This window comes from Segatella sp., assembly GCF_977051555.1.
The window spans coordinates 1-24,641 of sequence record NZ_CDRSSE010000052.1; the positions used below are offsets into that span (position 1 = coordinate 1).

Annotated in this window: 18 protein-coding genes and 1 rRNA gene; 11 read left to right on the forward strand and 8 right to left on the reverse strand. The window is 40.2% G+C overall.

Annotation, left to right across the window (positions count from 1 at the left end; translation table 11 throughout):
* Positions 1 to 316, reverse strand: a 16S ribosomal RNA gene (locus ACWJAO_RS11365); the annotation flags it as partial.
* A 583-nt stretch (positions 317 to 899) separates the two neighbouring features.
* Here ACWJAO_RS11365 and ACWJAO_RS11370 point away from each other — a divergent pair.
* Together ACWJAO_RS11370 and ACWJAO_RS11375 are read left to right on the forward strand one after the other, a co-directional pair.
* Positions 900 to 1,580, forward strand: coding sequence for an SGNH/GDSL hydrolase family protein (locus ACWJAO_RS11370; protein WP_449140327.1), 681 nt, complete (start codon positions 900 to 902; stop codon positions 1,578 to 1,580).
* Positions 1,581 to 1,605: 25 nt separating this feature from the next.
* Positions 1,606 to 3,048: an alanine/glycine:cation symporter family protein gene (locus tag ACWJAO_RS11375; protein ID WP_449140328.1), complete on the forward strand. Its 1,443-nt coding sequence runs from the start codon at positions 1,606 to 1,608 to the stop codon at positions 3,046 to 3,048.
* Between the two features lie 129 nt (positions 3,049 to 3,177).
* On the opposite strand, the gene ACWJAO_RS11380 is transcribed toward ACWJAO_RS11375, so the two are convergent.
* The 4 genes from ACWJAO_RS11380 to ald form a co-directional block, all read right to left on the reverse strand.
* Positions 3,178 to 4,347: a thioredoxin-like domain-containing protein gene (locus tag ACWJAO_RS11380; protein ID WP_153082204.1), complete on the reverse strand. Its 1,170-nt coding sequence runs from the start codon at positions 4,345 to 4,347 to the stop codon at positions 3,178 to 3,180.
* A 30-nt stretch (positions 4,348 to 4,377) separates the two neighbouring features.
* Positions 4,378 to 5,961 (reverse strand): RagB/SusD family nutrient uptake outer membrane protein, encoded by a 1,584-nt coding sequence (locus ACWJAO_RS11385; RefSeq protein ID WP_449140329.1) that lies wholly within the window; start codon positions 5,959 to 5,961, stop codon positions 4,378 to 4,380.
* 22 nt (positions 5,962 to 5,983) lie between these two features.
* Complete coding sequence (locus tag ACWJAO_RS11390; RefSeq protein ID WP_449140330.1) at positions 5,984 to 9,214, reverse strand: SusC/RagA family TonB-linked outer membrane protein; 3,231 nt, start codon at positions 9,212 to 9,214, stop codon at positions 5,984 to 5,986.
* Positions 9,215 to 9,488: 274 nt separating this feature from the next.
* The gene (gene ald, locus ACWJAO_RS11395) at positions 9,489 to 10,595 is read right to left on the reverse strand and encodes an alanine dehydrogenase (RefSeq protein ID WP_449140331.1); all 1,107 of its coding nucleotides are present in this window, start codon (positions 10,593 to 10,595) and stop codon (positions 9,489 to 9,491) included.
* A gap of 2,748 nt (positions 10,596 to 13,343) precedes the next feature.
* On the opposite strand from ald, the gene ACWJAO_RS11400 reads away from it, so the two are divergent.
* From ACWJAO_RS11400 to ACWJAO_RS11440, 9 genes are all read left to right on the forward strand, one after another.
* On the forward strand, positions 13,344 to 14,612 hold the full coding sequence (locus tag ACWJAO_RS11400) for a RepB family plasmid replication initiator protein (protein WP_449140332.1): 1,269 nt from the start codon (positions 13,344 to 13,346) through the stop codon (positions 14,610 to 14,612).
* Between the two features lie 12 nt (positions 14,613 to 14,624).
* Positions 14,625 to 15,116, forward strand: coding sequence for a hypothetical protein (locus ACWJAO_RS11405; RefSeq protein ID WP_449140333.1), 492 nt, complete (start codon positions 14,625 to 14,627; stop codon positions 15,114 to 15,116).
* A 1,651-nt stretch (positions 15,117 to 16,767) separates the two neighbouring features.
* Positions 16,768 to 17,574 carry a ParA family protein gene (locus ACWJAO_RS11410; protein WP_449140334.1) on the forward strand — a complete coding sequence of 269 codons (807 nt, stop codon included), beginning with the start codon at positions 16,768 to 16,770 and terminating at the stop codon, positions 17,572 to 17,574.
* 12 nt (positions 17,575 to 17,586) lie between these two features.
* Positions 17,587 to 17,832 carry a hypothetical protein gene (locus tag ACWJAO_RS11415; protein ID WP_449140335.1) on the forward strand — a complete coding sequence of 82 codons (246 nt, stop codon included), beginning with the start codon at positions 17,587 to 17,589 and terminating at the stop codon, positions 17,830 to 17,832.
* A gap of 811 nt (positions 17,833 to 18,643) precedes the next feature.
* Positions 18,644 to 20,626, forward strand: coding sequence for a hypothetical protein (locus ACWJAO_RS11420; RefSeq protein WP_449140336.1), 1,983 nt, complete (start codon positions 18,644 to 18,646; stop codon positions 20,624 to 20,626).
* Between the two features lie 23 nt (positions 20,627 to 20,649).
* Positions 20,650 to 20,892 (forward strand): hypothetical protein, encoded by a 243-nt coding sequence (locus ACWJAO_RS11425; protein WP_449140337.1) that lies wholly within the window; start codon positions 20,650 to 20,652, stop codon positions 20,890 to 20,892.
* A gap of 558 nt (positions 20,893 to 21,450) precedes the next feature.
* Entirely contained in the window at positions 21,451 to 21,699 is a 249-nt protein-coding gene (locus ACWJAO_RS11430; RefSeq protein ID WP_287838480.1) for a hypothetical protein, read from the forward strand.
* 4 nt (positions 21,700 to 21,703) lie between these two features.
* Positions 21,704 to 22,036 carry an addiction module toxin RelE gene (locus ACWJAO_RS11435; RefSeq protein ID WP_449140338.1) on the forward strand — a complete coding sequence of 111 codons (333 nt, stop codon included), beginning with the start codon at positions 21,704 to 21,706 and terminating at the stop codon, positions 22,034 to 22,036.
* Between the two features lie 278 nt (positions 22,037 to 22,314).
* Positions 22,315 to 22,461: a hypothetical protein gene (locus ACWJAO_RS11440; protein ID WP_449140339.1), complete on the forward strand. Its 147-nt coding sequence runs from the start codon at positions 22,315 to 22,317 to the stop codon at positions 22,459 to 22,461.
* 528 nt (positions 22,462 to 22,989) lie between these two features.
* On the opposite strand, the gene ACWJAO_RS11445 is transcribed toward ACWJAO_RS11440, so the two are convergent.
* From ACWJAO_RS11445 to ACWJAO_RS11455, 3 genes are all read right to left on the reverse strand, one after another.
* The gene (locus ACWJAO_RS11445; protein ID WP_449140340.1) at positions 22,990 to 23,514 is read right to left on the reverse strand and encodes an N-acetylmuramoyl-L-alanine amidase; all 525 of its coding nucleotides are present in this window, start codon (positions 23,512 to 23,514) and stop codon (positions 22,990 to 22,992) included.
* Positions 23,515 to 23,543: 29 nt separating this feature from the next.
* Positions 23,544 to 23,681: a smalltalk protein gene (locus ACWJAO_RS11450; RefSeq protein ID WP_449140341.1), complete on the reverse strand. Its 138-nt coding sequence runs from the start codon at positions 23,679 to 23,681 to the stop codon at positions 23,544 to 23,546.
* An 88-nt stretch (positions 23,682 to 23,769) separates the two neighbouring features.
* Positions 23,770 to 24,309, reverse strand: a complete 540-nt coding sequence (locus ACWJAO_RS11455; RefSeq protein WP_449140342.1) for an HU family DNA-binding protein — start codon at positions 24,307 to 24,309, stop codon at positions 23,770 to 23,772.
* Between the last annotated feature and the right edge of the window lie 332 nt (positions 24,310 to 24,641).

Below are 24,641 nucleotides of genomic sequence, written 5' to 3' on the forward strand. Positions count from 1 at the left end.
GGACCTTCCTCTCAGAACCCCTACTGATCGTAGCCTTGGTGGGCCGTTACCCCGCCAACAAGCTAATCAGACGCATCCCCATCCATCACCGATAAATCTTTAATCCCTTTCAGATGTCTTCTAGAGACGTCATTGGGTATTAGTCTTACTTTCGCAAGGTTATCCCCAAGTGGTGGGCAGGTTGGATACGCGTTACTCACCCGTGCGCCGGTCGACGCCTATCGGAAGCAAGCTTCCAATATCGTTTCCCCTCGACTTGCATGTGTTAAGCCTGTAGCTAGCGTTCATCCTGAGCCAGGATCAAACTCTCCATTGTAAAATATCATTTTTACTTCTTGCTTCATTGCTGAAACAATCGGTGTTTGTTGTCTGTACTTAGGACGAATATCCTTTTCGTTTATTGAAGCTTAGTAAACCTGACTTGTCAATTACTTGACGGTTCGTTTCTTTTATCCAGTCAACTTTCTTATTTCTAAGAAGTTAACCGCTTCTTGTACTACTTGTCTGTTTATGTAAAATCTTTCAAAGAACTCTTTCTTTACTAGCTAAGAGAAACCGTATTTCTCAAAAGCGAGTGCAAAAGTACTAACTATTTTCCATTCCACCAAATCTTTTCGCAAAAAAGTTGAGATTTTAGTGCACTTTTAACACTTATAAAGATTTCAGGATGATGCTTTTCTGTGTATACATTATTATATATATGCATGTATACGCGTGCGTACATATACGCTTGGGCGCGCACATGATATAATCATGGTATAACTCAAATCATGCTTAGTTATAGACAAAAAACTGAAACAGAAAGATGAATTTTCCTTCGATATTTTTTGTCTATTCACATATTTGTATTACTTTTGCAGCGGAATCATATTAGAATCATTAAAACAAAAATAAGAATCATGAAAAGATTTACGATTATCATTTCCTTCATTATGCTCACCTTCATGCCGCTCATGGCACAGGTGAAGCAAACCGTTGCCGTTCTCGGTGACTCGTATTCCACTTTCGAGGGATTCATTCCTAAGGGTTATGCCACCTGGTACTCCCCTACAACTCCACCAGAGACCACAGATGTGAACAAGGTAGAGCAAACCTGGTGGTGGCAAGTTATCAAGGAAGGAGATTATAAGATGGGAAATATCAATTCCTATTCTGGTGCTACTATCTGCAACACTGGATACAATGACGCTGACTATACAGACCGTTCCTTCATCAGTCGCAGTCCTCTTCTTGGTAATCCTGATATCATCCTGATTTGCGGTGCAACGAATGACAACTGGGCTGATGCCCCGCTCGGCAACTATCAGTATAGCGGCTGGAAACGCGCAGATTTGTATTGTTTCCGCCCTGCCATGGCCAAGTTGCTTTCCGATATCCGCCAGCATTACCCAAATGTAGAGGTATATTTCATCTTAAATTCAGAACTCAAAGATGTAATCAATGAGTCGGTAAAAAAAATCTGCAAGACCTATCAGGTTCCTGTCATTGCCCTTCATGATATTGACAAGAAAAACGGTCACCCTACTATCAAGGGAATGAAAAGTATTGCTGACCAGGTTCTGAAGGTTATAAAAAAGTAATAAATAATCAGATTTAAACAGATAAATGATAGATTCAATACAAAACATTTTAGTTCAGGTTAGCGATTTTCTTTGGTCATACATCATCATCACCGTCTTGATATGCTGTGCCCTGTTTTTCACTTGGCGTACCCGTTTCGTTCAGTTCCGCCTTATCAGAGAGATGATCAGGCTGCTGATTCATCCCGACAAGGTCCAGCCGGAAGAGATAGGACACGATGAACTGTCGATGGAGATGAAAGTGGATGGCGAAATGAAACACATTTCTTCCTTCCAGGCATTTGTGGTAGCATTGGCTAGCCGTATTGGTACAGGTAATCTTGCAGGTGTGGCTACTGCTATCAGCATCGGTGGACCAGGAGCCGTATTCTGGATGTGGATGCTGGCTTTACTGGGATCTGCATCAGCTTTCATAGAATCAACTCTCGCCCAACTTTACAAGCGAAAAGGCAAAACGTCTTTCTATGGCGGACCGGCCTATTATATGAAGTATGGTTTAGGAAAGGGATGGATGGGTATTCTTTTTGCCGTGCTGATGATCATTACCTTCGGCTTTGCCTATAATTCAGTGCAGAGCAATACTATCTGTCTGGCATGGCAGAAGGCTTTTGGCATCGAACCTGCCACCATGGGAATTGCCCTCACTGTGCTCACCCTGCTCATCATCTTCGGTGGCATCCATAGAGTGGCTAAGTTCTCTTCTACCGTGGTTCCTGTGATGGCTGTCGTTTATCTTCTGATAGCTGTAGGTGTTGTTGTTTGGAATATCACCAGTCTGCCAAAGGTTCTGCTTACCATTGTTGAGAATGCTTTCGGATTCAATCAGGCAGCAGGCGGAGTTCTTGGCGTTACGGTGATACAGGGAATCAAACGAGGTCTGTTCAGTAATGAGGCTGGTGAAGGTAGTGCACCGAATGCTGCTGCGGTAGCTACAGTCAGTCATCCTGTAAAACAGGGATTGATACAGGCTCTGGGCGTTTTTACAGATACGCTAGTGGTATGTTCCTGCACTGCATTCATCATCCTGGTAAGCGGTGTGGATCTTACGGCTTCAAATGGTATTCAACTCACCCAGGATGCCCTGACCCACGAAATCGGAAGCATCGGCAATCCGTTTGTTGCGGTAATGATATGGCTGTTTGCCTTTAGCAGCATCATCGGCAATTATTATTATGGAGAAACCAACGTGAGATATATCAGGGACTCCAAGCTGGGTGTATTTGTCTATCGCCTTGCTGTAGCAGCAATGGTGATGGTCGGAGCAGTAGTATCTCTGGATTTTGCATGGAGTTTTGCAGATATCACGATGGCTCTTCTCACCCTCTGCAATCTCGTAGCCATCGTCCTGCTTTCCCGTCAAGCTGTCTTCCTGTTGAAAGACTATCGCCAACAGAAGAAGGAAGGCAAGAATCCTGTATTCACAAAGAATAAGATGCCAGAGATTGCAGATAAACTGGAGGCATGGTAAAGTACAATGATGGATTTTCATTTCGCGAAGATCTATCCTTCATACAATTCATCAACAAAATTCCCCGATACGAATCCTGCAGGAATACTGAGGATTCATATCGGGGATTTTTTTATGCGCTAAACTATTTTATTTCTTATAGTAATCGTATAAGAAAGCATCAAGATAAGCACCACGCATGTTGGTCTTATAGAAATTGCCATCCTTATCTAGGATGAGACAGGCTGGAATACCATTGATGCCATACTCGCCCATCACCATACCGCCAAAACCTTCAGGATTGCGAACCTGAGTCCAGGTCATTCCTTCCTTGGCCATTGCCTTTTTCCAGTCGGCATCTCTCTCATCTACGGAAATACTGATGATGTTGAAATCCTTGTATTTCTCGTGTACCTTCTTGAGATGTGGAATCTCCTGACGGCATGGACGACACCAGGAAGCCCAGAACTCCAACATGGTGTATTCACCCTTCTTGATAAGTGAAGAAAGCTTCACCTGCTTGCCTTCAGGAGTGACAACGGTACCATCGATATAATGGTTGCCGATAGCTGTATGCTTTGCCATCTCTGCCTGCATCTGCAGCATCGGATATTGTGCAGAAGAACTCCAGTCGTTCTTCAACCAGCCCATCATCTCGTCAATCTGCTGAGAGGTATATGGGGTTGGTAAAGAAGAGAAGCTCTCGAGAAGCAAGTCGAAGGCTACCAGAGAAGTGGTATGCTGCTGAATAAACAGACTGGTCTGATGGCGCATTTCCTCCTGCAACTTGATGGCTTCCTTGGCAAGGGATACACGCTGTGCCAAATCGGTAGTCTGGTTGATACTATCATCCATCTTGTGCATCTTGTCCTGAATAGGTGACATCAGTTCAAGATAAGCCTGATAAATATCCTGAGTGGTAGAACCCTTTACAACAGGCTCTATCATACTCATATCACGCTCTGCAGGAAAACCGGTAAGGTCTACATCGTAGGTCATCGGCTTATTCTCTACATAGACTCTTGTTGAGAATATTTTCTGATAGTCAGGCTCAGCTGTACCAGGCTTGTTCATATCAATAACCATCTGATACTGCTCAGGCTGGTTAACTACCCCCTTGAGGGTGAACTCACCATTCTTGATTGTAACGCTATCCAGATTGGTAACACCTTCCAATCCATACTTCTGCAACATGACAGAACAGCCGTCCACGTTACCTTTAACCTTACCTTTCATCACAAAATTCTGCGCGCTGGCAGCCATTGCAAGTACAAGACCGGCAAGTGTCATCATGCAAGTTTTCATTTTCATCTTATTCATTTTTTCTCGATTTTATTTATTATATAATGTTTATTGATTCACATATTCCGGATTCTGAACCAGAAGATTATTGGCTCCCATAGATGCCTTTGGTATAGGAAGAAGATATCGGCGGAAGCTAGGAAGTTCTGCTTTCTCATCTTCTGTCCAACTCTCGAAACCACCCTGACGGTTATAACGGCAAAGATCGAACCATTCTTCCAGATTTTCGTTACTCATATCACACAACTTATGCTTGAGGATTTCACCCAGAAGATCACTGTCGGCAATAGCGTTCACATCGTCCTCAGTATATCCAGCACGTTCGATGACTGTAGCCAAGAGCGTACGAGCCTTAGCATACTGACCCTGACGAGCCTCTGCTTCGGCAGCGATATAATAGACTTCGGCAAGGCGCATGAAGTAATAGGAATCTTCGAACATAAATTCAGGAGTCAACTTGCTGTACTTGGCAATTCCAGTCATGCCTTCACCCTTGTATGCCCAAGTATAAAGAGGATCGTAGGAAGCTGCATCATCTTCACCTGGAGGGAATGGGAAATCGCCACCATCACCACCAGGGATAACGATACCGCCATCATCTCCATCACCAGGCAATACAACATCACCGCCTTCACCTGGATCAGGAACTACTACATCCCCACCCTCTCCCGGATCTGGAACAACGATATCACCACCTGTTTCATCATCAGGAACCAAATCATCAGCCACCTTCTTGAGGAGTGAACCTGGAGAAAAGGCAAACCAAGAAGCATCCATCAGTTCATTAGGATTAGCAGTATAAGGAGCGAAAAGCATCTCCTTAGAATTAAACTGTTCAGTAAAAATATTAGCATAGTCGCTCTCCAGTTCATAGCCAGCAGTTTCTGCCTCGTTAATCACTTCTTCAGATAATCTTGCTGCCTCCGGATAGTTATCCTGAGCAAAATACATCTTTGCCTTCAAAGCCTTGGCAAAAAGACTGCTCATGTGATAATGGTCTGCCGGATGCTGTTCACAATGGGCGATGGCATAATCGAGATCTTCAGAAATCAGCTTATAAGTATCAGCAACAGAAGAACGCTGACGAACCTGGTTATCTCTTACCAACTCATCCTTGAAAAGACAGACTCCGTATTGGGAATCCTGCTTCCAGTATTCTCCGAAACATTTCAGGAGAGTGAGATAAGCCAAAGCACGCTGGCAACGAGCCTCTGCAATCATCTCCGTACGTTTCTCCTCGCTCAGTCCTGGTATATTCTTGTTGATATGTACCAGGAAGGTATTGGCCGCATTGATTACATTGTAATAGGCGGTATAAGCCGTCTCCACATTACTGTTATTGGTCTCGATATTCTCGGCAGCAAACTCATCCGCCCCCATCACCATCGCCTGAGTCTGGGTATGCGCCATAGAGGCGATACCATATCTCAAGTAAGATACACCTGTACTGCGCCAAGAAGCGTAAACACCATTGAGAGCAGTCTGAGCAGATGCGGCATCGGTAATATAATTCAAATCGGTTACCACATGGTCTGGTTCCATATCATCGATACTGCCTATCAAGTCGCACGATGTGAATGTGAGCACTGATACTGATAGTAACGTCAGAAATTGATATCTTATATGTTTCATAATCTTCGTTTCTTTGAATGAGTTAGAATTGCAATTTGAGACCGAATGAGAACGAACGGCTCATTGGATATACATCCTTGGTCTCAGTTGTCTTGGTAAAAGCATTTGTGGCTGCCATATCTGGATCCAAACCTGGCCAATCGGTAATGGTAAAGAGGTTGGTAGCGGTAAAGAACACCGATGCACCACTCACATGCAAGCGCTCTAACCATGCAGGCTCAAAGGTATAAGAGAGCGTGATGTTGCGCAAACGGAAGTATGAGTTGGAATATACATAGCGGTCGTTGGCCTGTGTGTTGGTATCGGCACTAGGCATCCACATCAACTTAGCATACTTGGCATCTGTGCGATCCGGTGTCCAGGTGTTGCCATACATCTCGCGCAAGATACTCATACCGAGGGCTCCACTGGCTGATTCTTGCATCGTGCTGTAGTAGGCATCACCACCTAACTGATACTGGAAGAGCATAGAGAGCGTGAAGTTCTTATATGACAAGGTATTTGACCATCCACCGAATACCTTTGGCTCTGGATTGGCAATCGCCGTACGGTCGGCCTCAGAAATATAGCCATCACCATTGGTATCTGCAAACATGTAGTCACCTACAGCAGCTCCATTCTGATAGAAACCATATCCCTTGGCCATAGCCTGTTCATTCAACTTACTAATCTGATCCTGACTCTGATAGATGCCTGCCACTTTATATCCCTTCACGGTTCCCATCGCATGACCTTCCATGTAGAGATCCTGGTGCATCATGTCGAGGGTTGAACCATTGAGCTTGGTTATCTTATTCCTGTTGGATGAGATACTGAGCATAGTATTATAGGTGAAATCCTTGGTACGAACTACATCACCACCGATAGAGAACTCAAAACCATTATTGGTCAGATCGAGGATATTGCTGTAGAATGTTCCGATACCAAACTCCAAGGCGATAGGAGCCGGAGCAAGCGCACCATCAGTTTTACGGTGATAGATATCAAAGCTACCAGTCAGTCTGCCATTGAATAAAGTAAAGTCGACACCAGCATTATACTCGGTTGTCATCTCCCACTTGATGTTCTTGTTTGGATAAGTAGAAGCAAGGGTGAGTCCGCTCTGTCCGCCATACTGATTACCATTGAAATACTGGATATAAGAAAAGTCTGATACGTTGGTGGAACCAGTCTTACCCCAACTCAAACGGAACTTCAGATCATCAATATCTCTTACAGATTCCAGGAAAGGCTCATGATTGATGCGCCAAGCCAGAGAAACTGCAGGGAAAGTACCGCGCTTGTTACCCGGTCCAAATTTTGATGACTCATCAGAACGGAGACTGAAATCAAGCAGATAACGTGAGAGGAAATCATAGCTCAAACGACCGTAGATAGAATTAAGACCACTCTTGGAATATGTCTCCATAGGCTTGTTGACGGTAGTTGCAGAACTGGCATTGTTGAGCACATCGTCATTAGGGAATCCGCTGTATGCCTGGTCGTGTTCCTTGCTCCAATACCTGTCAGCACTATAACCAGCCATTACGTCAAAACGATGAGCTTCGGTAAGCGTGAACTTGTAGTCGACACGGAAATTGATAGAAGTATTGGTATTGCGATAGTTGCTCTCTGCCAAGGTTGATGTTGGCTCCAAACTCAACTGCTCCGGGAGCGTAATCTTTGGTGAGAAATAACTGTTGCTGAAGATGAATCGGGATATATTGGCATCAGCATGAAGAGTCAATCCCTTAATAGGCTTGATATCGATATAAGCATTGCCAGAGAACTGATCATTTTCATACTTTGTCTTGCGCTGGAGTTTAGCTACCGCATTGGCATCATTATAGGTATCGTTATAAAGACCTAACTTATCTACACGCTGGAAGTTGCCATCTGCATCGCGTACAGCCAAGTCCGGACGGGTCATCCATCCGTCATTATCATATCCCAAGGCTGGATCGTTGCTTCCACTCTTACGTGAAGAATAGGTATAGTCGAGCACACCACCCACAGTGATATACTTATTGATTTCTGAATCCAAAGAGAGTCTTGCACCATAACGCTCCATACGGTCGTTGAGTAACAGACCTTCTTGGTTCATTCCGTTGAAAGAGAAAGAATAGTTGGTCTTGTTGCTTCCACCTCTTACAGCCACATTATACTGGTGGGTAGGTGCATTCTTATTGATAACCTCATCTGCCCAGTTGACATTATCCTTGCCATAAAGACTCTCATTAAGGCCATTATAGGTATAAAGACCCGTTTCTTCATTGAGCGAAACATTTCCATACTGGTTAAGAATATAATCCAAACCATACATTCCTACCATTGAACTGCCGTCGTTCATGCCGTTTACCGTATTGCGCAGGATTTCGTCCTGTACATTCTTGTATTCAGAAATGTTCAATGGCTTATAGTTCTTGATAGGATTACTGAACGAGAATGTGTAGCCGAAATCTACCTTGGTCTTCTCATTGCGCTTTCCGTTCTTGGTCTTGACAATAACGACACCATTGGCTCCACGTGATCCATAGATCGCAGTAGCTGCGGCATCTTTCAGCACGTCAATGCTTTCGATGTCGTTAGGAGAAATATTGATAAGCGGATTGATACCGGTATCCTCCATGAAGGTAGGAACGCCATCAATAACATAAAGAGGCTGGTTGTTGTTGCCCTTACCCGATTTTGGATATGGAGAAGTGATACCACGGATGTTCAACTTGAGGGTAGAACCTGGCTCACCATTGGCAGTAGTGGCCAATACACCCTTAACTGTACCCTGAAGAAGACCATCGAGGGTTGGTGTGGTAGCTGCCAGCTTGCTTATCTGTTCCTGACTCACGGTAGAGATAGCGGTAGTTACATCCTTACGACTCTTGCTGCCGTAACCGATGACAACGAGATCATCCAGCGCAACATGATCCAGCTCCAGCATCATGTTCTGCTCTTTTACACCACGAAATTCAATACTCTTCGATTTGTAACCGATGCTGGAAAATACAATTTTAGGATGCGCCATAGATGGAAATTCCAGTATGTAGTTACCATCAGCATCTGTGATAACACCATAGCTTGTGCCTTCAATCTGCACCGTAACACCTACCAGAGGATTTCCCTCAGAATCAATCACTCTTCCTTTTACAAAGGTATGACCTTTTTCTTGTACATTTTCAATACCAGCCGCAAAACTGGTATGAACTGGAGGGGCAGCCTGCACAAAGCTGGCTGAAGTTGCTGCCAAGAAAAGCAACAAGCTTTTTTTCTTCTTCATAATAACTGAATGTTAGTTAAACTTCATGTTCATGGCACAAAAGTATAAAAAATATCTAAAACTGTAGCATAATGTTATACAATTAACTTATTTTTCACACATATTCCTGCATTTTTTCCATTTTTCCTTACATTTCCCCGGTTTTTAAGGCTTTTTCTCTAAAAAATGCTATCAGTAAGCGTTCAGACAAAACAAAGTGTTTTCTGTTCTCCGTAATACATTATTTAAAGAGGATTCCATAGCTTTTGTGTTATGGAATCCTCCCCTACTCTCCTTAGAGTTTCATTTCTTCATATTCCAGTCCGAAGACATCCGCTACGGCCTTGAATACCACCTTTCCATTTACGATATTCAAACCTCTATACAAGGCTTTATCCTCCTTACATGCTTTTCGCCAACCCTTATCAGCAAGCGCCAATGCATATTTCAGCGTAGCATTGGTCAAGGCTGTAGTAGAGGTATTTGGCACAGCACCAGGGATATTAGCTACTGCATAATGAACGATTCCATCGACCATATATGTCGGATCAGAATGTGTGGTTGGATGCGATGTCTCAAAACAGCCACCCTGATCGATTGCTACATCAACAAGTACAGTTCCTGGCTCCATCAATTTCAACATATCTTTCGTGATAAGATACGGTGCTTTATCACCGGGTACGAGCACACTACCCACTACGATGTCCACATCAGGCAATTCTCTACGAATATTATGCTCGTTGGAATAGAGCGTGTGTACATTGATAGGCAGCTCCATCTCTAACTGACGAAGACGAGGCAAACTGATATCTGTAATCCATACATCAGCTCCCATTCCTGCAGCCATTCTTGCTGCAGCTTCTCCTACGGTTCCGCCGCCCAAAACCAAAACCTTGACGCGGTTCACACCAGGTACACCACTCATCAGTTTCCCTTTTCCTCCCTTTGTCTTCTGCAGATAAAAAGCACCATTAATAATGGCCATTCTTCCAGCTACTTCACTCATCGGAATAAGTAAAGGCAAAAGATGGTTGTCTGTTTCCACCGTCTCATAGGCCAGACAGACTGCCCCACTCTTGAGCATGGCATCAGTAAGTTCCTTGTCACAGGCGAAATGGAAATAAGTGAATACAAGCTGGTCCTGATGGATAAGAGGATATTCCTCGGCGATAGGCTCTTTCACCTTTACTATCATTTCCGCCTCACGATATACACTCTGAATGTCGGGTAAGATTATGGCTCCTACCTTTTCATACGCTTCATCAGCAAATCCGCTGTTCTCTCCAGCCGTATGCTGAACCATCACTTCGTGACCATGTCGAATGAATTCAGCTACTCCTGCTGGCGTCATTCCAACACGGTTCTCATTATTCTTAATCTCTTTTGGAATACCAATTTTCATGATGTTATAGTTTTAAAGGTTCGACATCAGTTTAACTCTGTAAAGATACTGAAAATTTCAATAGGTTGTACACACTTAGAGGAAAAATTAACATATCTTATATAAGCTGTTCCTGTTGAATATACGTATTTTAGTTTATTAGGCAATTAGACCAAACTAATATCCTGATTTTATACATTATGGATATTCTGCAAAACGACAATAAATTATTCTTGGCACTGTTATATAAATTACATACCTTATTTTAATAGAGTAACTCACCTACGATGACTAAAATTCAAATAGTAGCCAACTTAGAAGAAAAGAGTTGAGGATTCCAAATGGCTCCCTCACTCTTTCTTTATAATTTTGTCGCAACAAACGTTAGAGTAATATGAAATTGGACGCCGTATTAACATCACCAGAGGATTGTACTAATCAAAAGGAACGATCTGTCTCCATATTAAAATTACCTTTATAATTTTGTCGCAAGAAAATCAAAAAGTTTATATTTTAGTCGCAGTTTAGTTTATAATTATGTCGTATCCCCTTATAATTGTGTCGCAAGAAGTGGGATTTAGGTTCTGTAAATCAGCTCCTTAGAGACTTTGAAAATAATAAGCCAAAAATAATGAAATGAAAAAGAGCAGACTTTTATGGTTGTTTTTCCCTCCCAAACCAGACTGAAAGAAAGAAATTCCCATCTGGAAGGAGAAAATGTTTTTGAAAGCCAGGCCTTTAAATAAAGAACAGACCTATATGCGTGTTAATTTATGTATTGTTTGGTATTTTTATGTTATATACACCTGGTAAAATAGGTAGATTTAAATATCTGCTGCGACAAAATTATAAACAGAAATGATAAGTTACAAATTCAGTAGCTGAGACTAGAACTGTCTAATCCTCCCTAAAGCACCTGGCAAACATATATATTTTATCCGTTCCAATATCTCATAAAAACAGTGGAATACATGTATATACATATATCCTCTACAACAGGGGAAAGAGCAACGATTTAGTCTAGCAGATTTAAAGGGATTATAATTTTGTCGCATCTTAGACTAAAGTTTTATATTTTTGTCGTAGTTAGGTTTATAATAATGTCGCATTAACTTATAATCTTGTCGCAGATTGTTAGAATTAATCTCTGTAAATCAACTTGTTATAAGTACTGAAAATAATAAGCCAAAAATAAGAATATGAAAAAGAGCAGACTTTTGGGGTTGACTTTTTCTCCCAAACCAGACTGAAAGAAAGAAATTCCCATCTGGAAGGAGGAAATGTTTTTGAAAGCCAGGCCTTTAAATAAAGAACAGACCTATATGCGTGTTAATTTATGTATTGTTTAGTATTTTTATGTTATTATCTGCATCATGTTTACATTCGATTCTGAGCTCAGACGTATCTTAACTCTACTTTGTAAGAATCCAACAATGAGGTTTAATCAATATGAAAAAGCATTCCTTTTAAAATATGACATAATCATGTCGCAACAAAAAAGCTATCCTAGCCTTTAACCAATTGATACTTTGTATCTTATAGAAAATCTTCTCCTATAAAATACGAAAGCCTACTACTAATAAGACAAAATTATAAGCCATCTGATTATATTTACGATAAAATTGTAATTATGTCGCATATTCTTTTATTTTTTCATAAATACTATTATTTTTTTGTCGCAGGTCAATATCCTTAAGTAATACAACCATATCAGGGCTTTATAATTTTGTCGCAAGACACTTTATTTAATTCATACAAATGCTTGATAAATAGGATAATACATGATTGTTGCGACAAAATTATAAAGAGAAATATTTCCTGAAATGGATCGCATTTGCGACAAAATTATAAAGGCATTAAACATGTTGTATAATACTTACAGTTAAGATTAGTTTCATTATAATTTTGTCGCATAAATACCCTATGTTGTCTGAAGTATTGCTTCATCCAATCTCCCACGAAGATAGATATTACCTATTAAACTCCTTACTTTATAATGATATTGAACTGGAAAGACATCTTGTGATACTTGAAACTATTGCGACTAAATTATAAATAAATGAATTCATTTGCGACACATTTATAAAATCGTCATTTAGTGTTTCATTTTTTTATTCTTTTATAATTTTGTCGTAGATATTTCAAAACAGATAATTGGCTGCCATTTTTATTCTTTTCTTATAATTTTGTCGCAACATCGTTTTAACGCACAGAGATACAGAAGATTATCTACATATAAAACCTATCTGTAATCATAACCCAGACAAAATTATAAACTGTACGTGAAGCAAGAAATAATTCACGGCTTTACTAATGAAAATCTGTATTAATCTTATAATATTGTCGTAATTAATCTTATCTTAATATTAAAGTAATACTTTAACCAATATTTATAAAATGCAATATGAAAGATAATATGATGATTAAAACTTATAAAGATGCGACAAAAAAATAATCAATTAATTGAATTTGAAAACGACATCTCTATTATTTTTTTGTCGCAAATGAAACTAAACAAACATTGTTTTCTTATTATTTAGTCGTATTTGATCGCTTGCCTTCATATCCGGTAACTTCTCCCCTACTCCATTTAGGTCTGTTGATATTCAATAAGTTAAGTATCTTTTTTCTTGATGTATAGACATATTCCTTCTTGGATTTATATTTTTGTCGTGTCTTATAGAGGTTAAAAAAATGTAATTTACGACTCATTATATTGTATTGTCGTAGAATTTGTGTACTTTTGCTTTGAATTTTAAAAGTATAGCTATGGCTAAAACGAAGAAAACGGAAGAAATCGAGGAAATCGACGCAGAGGTAATCCCTTCTGTCGATGATGAAGGAGACAAGGTGAAGAAGAAACCTGGCCGTCCTAAAAAAGTTGATGGATTTATTCTGGCTGAAAATCCTCACTATTTCATTTCACAGCCAAACGATGTTACTCAAGCAATCAGCAATCTTTCTGCAGTAGAAAGAAATTGTTGGTTACAAATCTTGCGTGGTATTCAAAAGAACAAGGATCTTCCTGATGGACATCCAGAGAAGTATCAGCTTACACTTACACGTAGTCAGCTTCTGGAATGCGTATCAGGTCATAGCTCAAACTTGGATTATGCCTTTAACGCATTAAAGAATATCACTGATTCCAAGAAGATATTTCATTCGAAAGACGGTCACCGCATCTATGCAGGTTTGTTGTCGTATGTGGATGAACATCCGGACCAGGAAACCTACACCGTAGGTGTTACTCCGGTACTCCTCCCCTACTTCACCAACCTCTCATCTGAATTTACTGTTTTTGACATGTACATTGAGATGAGCTTTAAGAGTGTATACTCACAACGCTTCTATGAGTTCTGTTGTCAATACCGCAATAAGGAAGATAAAGTCTTCTTCATGACCGTACATGACATTAAGAAGATGTTCAACCTCCTTGAAATTAAGGATGAAAAGGGCAACATTGTTCAGAAGGAACAATACAAGAATGGCTCAGATTTCAAGAAGCGAGTACTTGATAAGGCGAAAAATGACATCAGAAAGCTCTATGAAAAAGGTCTTTGTGATGTTTGCTTTGATTATAAAGTAAAGAGTAAAAACTCTAGAGGTGCTGTAACAGCCTATTATTTTATCATCGAAACAAATGGTAATACTGCAAGGTTGGGCATGAAAAAGCCGGTAACTCCATCTCAGATTAAAGTTCTGGCAGAAGATTTTGGCGCTAAACTTACTAAAATCATGACCCAGATCAATACATTTCTACGTGCTCATTTCCGTGTAGAACAGTCCAACTACTATATAACAGCCATCAGCAAATCAATTTCTGCTGTGGATTCTAAGTCTGAAAGGATAGAAATTCTTGAAAGAATTGTAAAACAGCTCAAGAAAATCGCCCTTAGATATAGTAAAGAAGATTTTGATACGAACGAAAGAAAGATTTGTGGATCAGTATGCAAAATGTTATTTGAAGATTATGGTATACCATATATGAATGGGAAACCTGGTAAGGGTGTACAAGGAAGACTTAATTTTGACGATTAATAACGAAAGATTATGGTGAAGATTATTTCTAGTTTTAATTCATCTATCCCTTCTGTTCGAAAAGTGAAAAACTGGTTGCAAACAGAACCATATCACATATGGCATGGCAGGGACAGGTTAGTTTTATTTTTCATCTTAGCTGGTGATGAAGCTGCTACAGCTTTCATCCCCCTTGAGGAAAAGGACTATTCAGAAGTAGATGAGGGGTTGAGAATGATTTTGGAATCTACTCATAATGAGGAATTGGAAAAAAGAAATTATTATCAGCAGGTATATTTCAAGCTTAATGAGATTCTTGATTCTCTGGATGATCTCAATCTCCAACTTTCTTCTGTTTCTATGGAAGACGAGCCAGATGACTATACTCAAATTTCAGAAAACATTCGGAACCAGCATGAAAAACTGATGAATTTTATCAACGATGTTTTCGTCTGGCGCGATAGAAAAGATATGGGAGCTTTACTTGGCGAAATTCCATCTGTAGAATTGACAGAAGAAATATAATATTATGGACATGTCTGTGAGTAGGCATGTCCTTTCATTTTACTTTATATTTGTTACTTCCCTACCCTTCCCTATTTCAAATAACGAATCTATATCTTTTGTTTTTCTTTTAAAAAGCTACTTCTTATTTTTCGCTTTAAAATGATTGAATCTTTATTGTTTGTTAGTTTGAAAACATGTCTACCGATATGTTTGTATGTATGGCTGTTTGAAATAAATTACTTAAACATCAGAATACTAGAATGTTATATATATATGTATGAAAACACGTATGTTTGAAACATTGCATACATGTATGTTTGTTTATTTGAAAGCTGGTTGTTCAGTATTCGCTATATTATCAGGTTGATACCAACAGAATGAATGTTTGCTTCCATTGAAACATGTACGTTTGGTAACATGTTTGCTATCATGTTTTTATACATCTTCAAATATCAAACTTTTAAAACGAATAAACTGACTTTAAACGCGTTTACATACATGTTTGCATGTTTGCATGCCTGTATGTTTGTTATAACTACTTCGATTATTTCTTATTATAAATTCTTCAATCTCTTATTCTGTTTGAAAGTTTGATTACTTGTATGTTTGCTGGATAACCTTAAATTCATTCTAATGCTTATATATTAATGTATTGTTAGATAATATATTTGAAAACATGAACGCAAACTTACTTGCAATCACCAAAGTATGCAAGCTTAAATGTTTGATTACATGAATAATTGTTTTCAACGAATCTTGTTCTGGCATGATATTTTTTACTGCGCTTCTGTCTCTCTCTTACACAAAAGCTGTTTGAATGTTTGTAAGTACGTATGTTTGAAAACGATTTTTCTTTCTTTTTTAAATATCTCTTTTCTTGGTTGCCTGTAAGTAAGTATGTTTGTATGCATATATGCTTGAAAGATTGTTCGCAACCATGTTTGAAAACCTTCTTACGTGTTTACAAGAAAACATTAACACATGTACGTTTAACCATAAACTTCATTCCAAGTGACAAAAATATATCTTTAGTTTGTTTTATGTTTGCTTCTATGAATGTTTGAAATCACACTTGTAGGTTCAATTTCTGTTATTTTGGTTTTATCATTTCTTATTTTGTTTTTCCATTTGGGCTTCATTACTGTTTCTATTATTCTACAGCCTTATATCCTTCATCCATACCAATTTTTCTATTATTGGGTAATTCTTCAAGAATTATTCTGTTTCTCTTATTTTGCCTCTACTGGCTCTTTCTGATATATTTTCTATAGAACCAATCTAATCCTTTCTCTCTAATATAGTTGGAGTAGGGGAGAAGTTTATTCCTTTTATATTCTATCTTTTTGTTACATTCATTGGGCTTTTAAAACAATCGATAATCCTTCCTTTTTTTTATGAGTGTATGTTTGCATCTTTGGATACGTGTATGTTTGTTATAATGTCTACATGAATATTTGAAAACATGAACTAGATTTTGCTTACATGTAATATTCTTAATTTTAATCTGATAATCAGTGGAATAGATGTCTGTTTTGTGTTTTCAAAATACCTTGTAAACAAACATGTTTGAAAAATATTATGTTTGGAAACAAACTTTTTTGCTATTTTTCTTGTTTGATTCATTTTTTTTATGTATCTTTGCAGTTGTAAATATTTAAAAGTCAAAAACATGGAAAATAGACTGAAAATGATCCTAGCGATCGTCAATAATAAAGGTGGCGTTGGTAAAACAACAACTGTACAAAATCTTGCTGCAGGTATGCTACGTAAGGATAAATCACTTAGAATCCTTGAAATAGACTTGGATCCTCAGTGTAACCTGACACTTTTGAATCATGCTCCTGAGGGCTGTGCTACTGTATTTGATTCTATGATTGCTTGTAAGGGACTTCCGATTTACAAGTCTGAAATAGGTGTCTATTACGTTCCTGGTTCTGCTAAAATGCAGGATGTAGATCCTTTCCTTCAGAATACAGGTGCTCCACGTCAGGTATTGGGTGCTTGTCTAAGTAGTAACTGCACAGATTTTACTGGAGAAGGAATCGTTAATCCTATTGATTTCTTCGATTATATATTCATTGACTGTCCTCCGGCTTTATCTCAATCCACTTATAATGCAATGGTGGTTGCCAGTCATTTGCTTGTGCCTGTTCAAATGGAAGGTCTTTCTGTTAATGGTTTAGCTGCCATTCTGAATGCAATGAATGAGGTCAAGAACGGAAGATTCGCATTGAATAAGGAACTTGAATTACTTGGCTTATTGCCAGTTATGCTCGATGAAAGACCTCGTATCGTTCGCCAAGCTTTAGCATATCTCAAAGAACAATATGGAGACAGAGTTCTATCTCATGGCATTCGCCGTTGCATCAAGGTAAATGAAGCTCAGACAGAGATGACTGACCTGTATTCATATTCTCCTTATTGTACGGCAGCAAATGACTACTCATTGGTAATTAAAGAATTGTTCAATCTATAAATATTTATTATTATGGCAGGAAAAGATTTTCGAGCAGCTTTCAGTAATATGAATCAGGCTGTACGTCCTGGTATAGAGCAACCAGTTGTCAAAAAAAAGATGACTCTTGCAGAGAAAAGAGCATCTATGCATGGAGTACAGACTTATTTGTCCGATGAAGACTATGAACAGCTTATGTTGACTAAAATAAGGACCAAGAAGAGCTGTGAAGATATTTTACGTGATGCTTTAAAACAGTATATTCAGGCTTTCAAGTAAGGTTTTGTTTTTGATGAGGGTGGCCATTTTCTAAGGTAGTAATACCTTGGGAAATGGCTTTTTCGTAACAGAATGTTTTCTGTTTTTTACAATATAGCTAGAATGATTTTTTGTGTTTTTGATAGAGGGTAGGGGAGTGGCTTTACCTATTGTTCTTTACATATTGTTGCTTGGTACTAATTGCTCTTTGTGGAGCACTGATGTGAATGGTGCAAATGCCCAAAATCCGGCTTTCCTATCAAATTTTAAAGTGGATGGAATATAGAGCTTTAGAAATGGACCATTATGAACCGTTTTTCTGAATCTCGATGTAAGTGATGCAAGAAAATTGTAACTATCTGATAATCGGAACAGTAGAGAAATGCACTTCATACGCCTCTCAACTTAAAAGCAGAATATCTTAGTGAAAATCAATATTTTAACATTTGTAATTTGTGTGTTTACAATTTTTTTAGTATTTTTGCAACGTATTTCCGTGTCTCTCTTAGAGAGATGCAGGAGAGTATGAAGAGTTAAAAACTTATAATATGGCTTTCATCAGAAGCAGAATGTTTATGAATCACAATTTGCTAAACACTAGCCTGTTCGCATCATGTATGTGTAAGGTTGAAAGACATAAAAGTATTGAAGATTAGTGGAAGTTAGTCTATTGGTTTTTCAATGCTGTGATACATTTCACAACCCCAATAACTCGGGAAGAGGCATCTTTTCAGGGGAAGCAGAAATATGCCTTGCAACCAAATCTGGTTGGATATTTAGTTACACTTTTTAACTCTTACCTTGCGTTTACAATTCAAATTCAAAATCCTGTATGTGGTTTATAGTCAAGACTGATGTTTTTTCAGAGCAACAATCCATAGATTTTCTGCGTGAAAAATACAGTCATATCATCACCGACTTCTATTTTCCTTTAGGTAGAAAAACCTACAAGAACGAAAATGGAGAAGTGAAGGTACGCTTCGTGCCGGTCTTACAGGGAATGTTCTTCATCAGAGTGCAAAATGAAAAGCGTTTGAAGAAGGTTCTCTCCCCATATGGCTACTTTATGTACAAGGGTTTTGAAATGGAACCGCATACTTCCGAACTTGTAGAACGCACCTTCTTTACCAAGGCGCATATTCTAACTGCCGATAGCAAGAAGATGTCATTGGATGAAATAGTAAGACTGGCAAAAATCCCTGATGAGGATATGGAGAGTTTCGTCTATATCAATGATAGGATAGGCGATGAAATCAAGGGATTGAGTATCATCGAAAAGCGTTACAGCGACTTGGTCAAGGAGAATGACACCATCCGCATCCTCTCCGGACCTCTGGCTGGTCGTGTCGGTGTTATCAAGCAAATCAAGCATAAGGGTAAGAAAGACCGTCATCTTTTGGTGCGCTTTGGAAACAACTACTGTCTCAGTATCTCCAATATCCGCCAATATGCCTTGCAGATAGAGCATGAGGCTCCTTCTGAATCCGTGGGTGCATGGCGGGCTATTGACCAGATGGTCGGTTATCTGCAGAGGAAGGAACCTTCGAAAAATGCAGGGGATCTATTACGCAAGCTCTTCATTAAATATCAGAAGAAATTGACCATATATCACAACCGTCATACTTCTGATATCGCCTACAGTAAGATGGTGGCAAACAGGAAGGATGTCCAGCAACAGGAGGTGCTTGAAAACTTAGATGAATCGATGTGGAAGAATTTCCGCATTCTGGCCAACTACCTCCCTTGTGATAATGCAACCCTCGAACAGGGATTGAAGGAACTGATTCCTGATGTCGTGCTCCGTCCGTTCCTCACGCCTGCTTCAGGTATTGATATTACTGAAGGACAGGGCTATCATATATTACAGCATAATGGAATTACGGAATTCATCTTTCCATGCAACCTTCGTGAATTCTTCAGGGGCAAGGAATATGAGGCAGACAAATATGCACCTGTCTTCGATGAGGACTATGAGTATGATGCTCATTTTGCACTTTTGAAGACTGAAGAAGGCAAGGTAAAGGCTATCTGTTCATGGGGAGGCTTCTATGACAATTATGCTTCTCAAAGTAAAGATGAAAGGGCTCTATTCCTTTCAGACCTGGAAGCAAAGAAATATCCCCGATTGCTCTACCTGCTTACACAAAGCGACTATCGGTTTGAAAAGATCGATGGCATCGGAGGCTTTTCGATAGAAACAGACATCGACTATACGAATGATATAGATGCAATGGCAAAGGCAGTTGCCCAAGCATTCAACATTCAACATGCAACATTTAACATTCTTGTAGCAGCTGCCGTAGAAGTATGGCAGGGAGCGCGTCTTCTGATTTGGCGTAAGTATCTCCAGCGCTACGTCTTGCTTCATAAGGTGCCTGTCATCGACCAGCCTTCTGTCATCACTGTTGATTCCAAGCAGGAAGATGCATTTGCAAAGACTGACGGCAAATCAGATATGACAAAGATAGCCGCAGTTTTGAATGAGGCGAAGGAAATCATAGAGAACCATCTGGCAAAGGAAGAAATTGCGTATGCTATATTACGGTTCCTTTCCACCTCATTGGTATTCTCTTCCCATTTTGCAGAAGATGAGCTATATAATTATATCACAGACTCATTCCATCCGGACAACACCCTTACCGAGTTGTTTAATGAAATTGTAGGGAAAATCACTCAGATGGATCGCTGCAGTTCAATAGTCAGCCATCTTCACAAAGGAATGGTAGAGTTGCAGGAGCAAGATTCGTGGATATACTTCAAGTTCCCATCCTATCTCAAGCAGATTCAGGCGATAGATAAGATGGTTAAAAAATAAAGAAGAAATTAAAAATTAATATTATGCAGAAACTGAAACTGGTAATTCTTAGAAAAATTAAATCCAAATTCAAAGATTCTAAGTATGTGGCAGATATTGTGAAAATCAATGATGAGACAGGTTGTGGCGGTCTTCATGGCTATACCGACATCAACGACCCCGCTCTTGATGAATATCGGGATTGGATCAATTTCCATATTAGGATGATGGAGAGCATGAACGCCAGTAAGATGACCCTGACTGTTGGTGAGAATGTTGAACTCTGAAATTATAAACTATTAATTGTAAATTATAAATTGTAAACTCTTTTCCCCCGGCGGTCCCATCCCGCACAACCTGTCGAGGGCTTTGATCATAGATTTATCAAGCCGTCCTCATAGCAAGCTATAGTAAGGCGGTCCCATCCCGCACAATCTGGCGTAGACCTTTGATGGTCCGCCAACCTTAGAGCGTAGCGGTTCCGAGCACCGAGTAGGGCGGTTTCCCTCTTCTTCCCTGAGGGGAGAAGACCGAGATGAGAGGTGGAGCCTTCCTTAACGGTAAGGAAGGACGGGTAGGTTTTCGAAAGATGACAAGCGCAGAGCGATACTGCCATGGGGAACAAAATAAAACACCATCGTATTCCGCACAACTCAAAAGATCTGCGTCATCTGCGAGATCCGCGTGCCCTTAATCCCCCAGACCGCACAGGTCTAAGAAATCTGTGTTAATCTGTGAGATCTGTGGGAGATTAGAGCAAGAATCAAAAACTCCCCTAAAAATTTGGTAGTTTCACAGAAAACCCTTATATTTGCACCATCATTTTAATAAAAAGAAGATAGGATATGGAACAGATATTAGTTACAATAGATGATACGCAGCAATCAGCTAGTATTCGCAATGCCATTAAGATGTTGCGTGGAGTTGTTTCTGCGTCTATAATAAAAAAATCACCTTTGACTATAGAAGAGAAGCAGAAGGCTTATGTCAAGGAAAGCTTGTCACGGGCTTTGCAAGAGGTAAAACTTGCTAAATTGCAAGGTAAAAAGCTTCAGGATGTTGATGATTTCATTCGGGAAATGAAGGAAGCATAGCCGTATGGAAGTGAACATAAACATTGGTAGTGAGTTTAAACGTCAGTTTAAACGTTTGATGAAGAAATATCACTCTTTGTTGCATGACTTTGACGTATGGAAACAAGAGCTGAAGAATAATCCGCTAGCAGGAGATGACTTAGGGGCTGGCGTTCGTAAGATACGAATGGCGATTAATTCTAAAGGCAAGGGAAAAAGTGGTGGAGCTAGAATTTTGACGTTGAATATATTGTTGGATCCAGAAACGATGGATATTACACTCCTAACAATTTATGATAAAGGAGAAATATCCAATGTCAATGATGACTATATCAAGTTTCTGGTAGAAAACTTGTAAAAACTTCTATTTTATCAATGGAGACTATATTCCTGTAACAGCCCGCCGGTCCCATCCCGCACAACATGGCGAAGACCGCTTTGGTCCGCCAACCTTAGAGCGTAGCGGTTCTGAGCACCGGAGGGCGGTTACATCCCTAATCCCTATGGTAGGGATTTAGGGCTTGGGTATAGGGTAAGGACCCTCCCGCTGGGGAGGGACAGGTGGGGGCTAATAACTATTAATATAGTACTTACATGTCAAAGATTGCCCATGTTCCATTTTTGAACATATGGGTAATGATCATAAACAACGGTATGCTACTTATCATAGACGATAGCCTCTATCATTGTGGTCATTCCTTAAACGCCAATGGCGGTCATAAGATTTCTGCCATAACCCTGATGGGAACCTCCCCAGATGTAATCCTATCAAAAGTAGAATAACAATATTATCCTCATTCGAGTGGCGACAAGTGCAGAGCGATACTGCAATGAGGAACAAAATAAAATTAAACACCATCGTATTCCGCACAACTCAATGATCTGCGTCATCAGCGAAATCCGCGTGCTCTTAATCCCCCCAGACCGAGCAGGTCTAAAATCTGTGCAAATCTGTGAGATCTGTGGGACTTAAAAAGAATAAACTCCTCATTCGAGTGGTGAGTGCAGAGCGATACTGCAATGAGGTACAAAAATAGTAGTCCCATCAAGCAAGCTATTGAAAGGCGGTCCCATCCCGCACAATCTGGCGTAGACCTTTGATGGTCCGCCAACCTTAGAGCGTAGCGGTTCCGAGCACCGAGTAGGGCGGTTTCCTTCTTCTCGCCTGAGGAGAGAAGACCGAGATGAGAGGTGGAGCCTTCCTTAACGGTAAGGAAGGACGGGTAGGTTTTCGAAGATTCCTTTCTTTACCAGTAAGAAAAAATTCCCTCTAGCCAGTATTCACATACCAACCAAAAGGAGTTATAAGAGTTAATCAAGGCGGTGCCGGGCAGCCCAGCTGCCAGCATCCAAACACGGACACTCCTTTGGAGTAGTCCCAGGCAAATCCCGATGCCCCACGATCTTTGCTTTCGGAAAGAGAATCTTCAGATTCCTGAAAAGATCAATGAGTCTCGTTTCCTGCTCAGTGGTCATGGTGTTGCAAGGCTTGCCTTGCTCATCGAGCCCTCCCTCATAACAGATGCCGATAGAACATCTATTATAAGGTCTGGCATGCGCCCCCACCTCCAGCAGCTTACGGTGCTGCGTCATCGTACCATCCTTACGGATGTAGAAGTGGTAGCCGATGTCATAAAACCCACGAGCCTTATGGTCACGGCGCAGCTGTTCCACACTATAGTCCTGATTGCATCGGCTAGCCGAGCAATGCAGCACCAGAAATCTCACAGAGTCGGCAGACATCATATTCTTGCCGTCTTCAACTCCGGCGAGGAGTCTACGCTCAGAGCGCACCTTCTCCTCCCCGATAATCATAGGAAATGTATCTTTTATCATAAGAATAATTCAACATTCAACACTCAACATTATCGCATCGCACTTGCGCACGAGCTTACTCCCAGTGCCGTGAGAGCAGCAATCAGCGCCTGTACGATGGCATTCACGATTTGAGTCCAGGAAATCTTGTTTGGATTTGATTCAGAGTTAGAACGAAACATTTTCATAATCAATAATATTTAAATGAAACAATAAGTTATCAGAGTTTAGCAGTGCCTCCCTTTCAGAGAGGTAAGGCACTGCCAGAGTTGGAGACTACTCCAATCCGTCACCATTGTCGGAACCAGTTCCGCCAGCCTCGGTGCCGGAACCACCGCCAGTACTCTCACCACCAGTAGACTCTCCGCCAGAAGTCTCACCATCTGTCTTGTCCTTCTTCTCATCACCGTACTTAACGAGTTCGATGGAAACAGGAAGCAGGTTGTAGATACGGGAACCATTCTGCAACTTGGTGAAAGAAGGACGGAAGGCAGGAACAAGACTCTTGACGAGTTTAGCGTTCGCCTTACTCTCATCTTCTACGGCTTTGCCGGTAATGAAGCGGATGAAGAGCTTGCCGAATCCAAGCAACTCGATGTCGTAACCCTTCTTCAGGTTCTCCTTCACGTAGTAGGCATAGCGGTCGAGCACTGCCTTTACGTCTGCAGGAGTAGCTGTAGACTCCACAGCGATTTGGTTAGCAACCTCCTCGGTGGTCAAGGTTCCGTAACTGTAAGGTCTAACAGAAAAAACTGTCTGACCCTTCTTCTCACCCATGTTAATGGTCTTTTTTGCAACTTTGTAGCTTTTACTCATAATTAAAACATTTAAAAGATTAATACTAAGTTATGTCATCGTCAGTCCAAAAAGATTTGCAATCCCGTTTGTTCTGATTGAACGCTGTGCAAAGATACAACATTGGCGAGGCGAAAACAAATGCCTTCACTGACGTTCACCATCTGTTTACTGCTCATTCACTATACGTTCATTTTTAATAAAAATCAAAGCAATGGAAGATAATAACCTCAAATCCGCAACCTATAGGGTTTAGTGGGATTTTGCTTGCAAAGCGACAAAATTCATTTTATTGTACATATTTCTTGCACAACAGAAATGTCGCAGACACAAAATCCCCTTACCCCATAAAG

Coding starts and splice junctions, on each gene's coding strand:
- ACWJAO_RS11370 (WP_449140327.1), top strand. CDS start 900: ATGAAAAGATTTACGATTATCATTTCCTTCATTATGCTCACCTTCATG.
- ACWJAO_RS11375 (WP_449140328.1), top strand. CDS start 1,606: ATGATAGATTCAATACAAAACATTTTAGTTCAGGTTAGCGATTTTCTT.
- ACWJAO_RS11380 (WP_153082204.1), bottom strand. CDS start 4,347: ATGAATAAGATGAAAATGAAAACTTGCATGATGACACTTGCCGGTCTT.
- ACWJAO_RS11385 (WP_449140329.1), bottom strand. CDS start 5,961: ATGAAACATATAAGATATCAATTTCTGACGTTACTATCAGTATCAGTG.
- ACWJAO_RS11390 (WP_449140330.1), bottom strand. CDS start 9,214: ATGAAGAAGAAAAAAAGCTTGTTGCTTTTCTTGGCAGCAACTTCAGCC.
- ald (WP_449140331.1), bottom strand. CDS start 10,595: ATGAAAATTGGTATTCCAAAAGAGATTAAGAATAATGAGAACCGTGTT.
- ACWJAO_RS11400 (WP_449140332.1), top strand. CDS start 13,344: ATGGCTAAAACGAAGAAAACGGAAGAAATCGAGGAAATCGACGCAGAG.
- ACWJAO_RS11405 (WP_449140333.1), top strand. CDS start 14,625: ATGGTGAAGATTATTTCTAGTTTTAATTCATCTATCCCTTCTGTTCGA.
- ACWJAO_RS11410 (WP_449140334.1), top strand. CDS start 16,768: ATGGAAAATAGACTGAAAATGATCCTAGCGATCGTCAATAATAAAGGT.
- ACWJAO_RS11415 (WP_449140335.1), top strand. CDS start 17,587: ATGGCAGGAAAAGATTTTCGAGCAGCTTTCAGTAATATGAATCAGGCT.
- ACWJAO_RS11420 (WP_449140336.1), top strand. CDS start 18,644: ATGTGGTTTATAGTCAAGACTGATGTTTTTTCAGAGCAACAATCCATA.
- ACWJAO_RS11425 (WP_449140337.1), top strand. CDS start 20,650: ATGCAGAAACTGAAACTGGTAATTCTTAGAAAAATTAAATCCAAATTC.
- ACWJAO_RS11430 (WP_287838480.1), top strand. CDS start 21,451: ATGGAACAGATATTAGTTACAATAGATGATACGCAGCAATCAGCTAGT.
- ACWJAO_RS11435 (WP_449140338.1), top strand. CDS start 21,704: ATGGAAGTGAACATAAACATTGGTAGTGAGTTTAAACGTCAGTTTAAA.
- ACWJAO_RS11440 (WP_449140339.1), top strand. CDS start 22,315: ATGATCATAAACAACGGTATGCTACTTATCATAGACGATAGCCTCTAT.
- ACWJAO_RS11445 (WP_449140340.1), bottom strand. CDS start 23,514: ATGATAAAAGATACATTTCCTATGATTATCGGGGAGGAGAAGGTGCGC.
- ACWJAO_RS11450 (WP_449140341.1), bottom strand. CDS start 23,681: ATGAAAATGTTTCGTTCTAACTCTGAATCAAATCCAAACAAGATTTCC.
- ACWJAO_RS11455 (WP_449140342.1), bottom strand. CDS start 24,309: ATGAGTAAAAGCTACAAAGTTGCAAAAAAGACCATTAACATGGGTGAG.